Origin of the sequence: Pelagicoccus mobilis (genome assembly GCF_016595505.1) — a bacterium.
GTDB classification, from domain to species: domain Bacteria; phylum Verrucomicrobiota; class Verrucomicrobiia; order Opitutales; family Opitutaceae; genus Pelagicoccus; species Pelagicoccus mobilis.
In genome coordinates this window covers 1-1,659 of sequence record NZ_JAENIL010000133.1, presented here as the reverse complement: position 1 = coordinate 1,659, position 1,659 = coordinate 1, and the positions used below count along the sequence as shown (strand labels likewise).

At 60.2% G+C, this 1,659-nt stretch carries 1 protein-coding gene; it reads left to right on the top strand.

Translation table 11 applies throughout. From position 1 onward, the window contains the following. The first annotated feature begins 54 nt into the window (after nt 1–54). A complete protein-coding gene (locus JIN87_RS27885; RefSeq protein WP_200360014.1) occupies nt 55–1,602 on the top strand; it encodes an IS1182 family transposase in 1,548 nt (515 codons plus the stop codon). Nucleotides 1,603–1,659 lie beyond the last annotated feature (57 nt).

Genomic DNA, 1,659 nt, shown 5'->3' with positions numbered 1-1,659 from the left:
GCAGGCTGTTGCAGACTCTTGCTTCTCTCCAATCGATGCTAGAAGCTTTTCCCCATGAGTTTCAAGACCGCTGATCGCTCACAGTTAGAGCTGCTGGGCTACTGCCTGGACGACTTCGTCGACCAAGACAGTCTTTGCCGGTTCGTGGTGACCTTGGTTCAGGAGCTCGATCTCGACGAGCTCTACGCCGACTACAGCAGCCAAGGAGGCGAAGCCTACGATCCGTCGATTTTGCTGTGCGTATGGTTCCTCTCCTACTGCGAGGGGATCGCCAGCTCGCGCAGAGTCGAACAGCTATGCCGCAGGGACCTGCACTACGTATACGTTTCGGCGAACCTGCGGCCGGATCATTGCGCGTTGAGCCGTTTCCGCCGCCGGCATGCCCAACGCCTGCCGGGCCTGTTCACTCAAATCGTCAGGATGGCCAGGATCCAGGGCTTGAGCGGGTTCGAGAGAATCAGCATCGATGGAACCAAGCTTGAGGCTTCGGCGTCGCGCCGCAGCCTGCGAGACCTCAAGGCGATAGACAGGGAACTCGCTCGCCAGGATATCAAGGCGTATTTGGAAAGCTGCGACAAGCAGGACGAACAAGAAAGGTCTCGGCTGCAGAGGCTGCAAGCCAGGGAGGAAAGGCTTTCGGAAAGCAGGGAAGCGCTGCTGGAGAGAAGGCGGTCGCTGGAGCCCAAGGATCGGGAGAAGCATTCGGTCAGCCTGACCGACACGCAGGCCCGGGCCATGTCCAAGGTGAACTCAAAACCCTCGGCGGTAGCGTACAACGCCCAGGCCGCCGTCGACGAGGACACTCAGCTGATAGTATCGCAGAGCCTGTGCGACCATCCCAACGACTGCCAGCAGTTCGCCGCCGTCCATGCCGACTGCGAGAGGACGCTCGGAGCATGTTCCTCGCGCAAGTACGACGCCGATTCCGGATACCATAGCCTCGAGCAGCTCGAGTACGTCAGCGAGAACGCGGTGGACGCCGTCATCGCGGAACCTCGCCCCGAGAGCCGAGCCCCATCGAAGCGACAGGACCGAAAGCTGCAAAGAGGCGACTTTACCTACCAGGAGCAATCCGACAGCTACCTCTGCCCGGCGGGAAGGGAGCTCCCCTTCGCCTGGAGGGAGAACAAACGCTCGAGGCGGATCAAGGTCTATCGCAGTCGCGATTGCTCGCTATGTCCCCTTCGCGAGCGTTGCCTTGCCAACCCGGGCAAGGCGGGCGCGTTACGTCGGATCAGTCGCGACGAGCAAGAGCATCTTGCCGAAGAGATGTTCGTTAAAAGCTCCAGCGAGCAAGGAAAGGCTCGCTTGAAGCTAAGGGCGCAAACCGTCGAGCCCGCCTTCGGGAACATCAAGTCCAACCTAGGCTTCCGCCGCCTCAGCCTGCGAGGGCTGGAGCCAGCCTCCGGAGAGTTCGCCCTGATGTGCATCGCCCACAATCTCAGAAAGATGGCGAAGTTCCTCACTCTCCAGCCCAAGAGGCTGATCGTATCCACTATGCTATGGTTCGAGTTATGGCTTGCCTTGCTCCTCGCGTCTATTGCCCAAGCCGATATCGCTGGAAAGCAAGCGTGCCTAGCTCACAATGCCAAACTGGGATGAGTTCTGCAACAGCCTGCAAGGCTACGGCGGGACGCAGACGGCGAGGCCGCCCTACCT

What these genes read in the sequence shown, in the direction of transcription:
- JIN87_RS27885 (WP_200360014.1), top strand. Translation starts at nt 55, where the DNA reads ATGAGTTTCAAGACCGCTGATCGCTCACAGTTAGAGCTGCTGGGCTAC.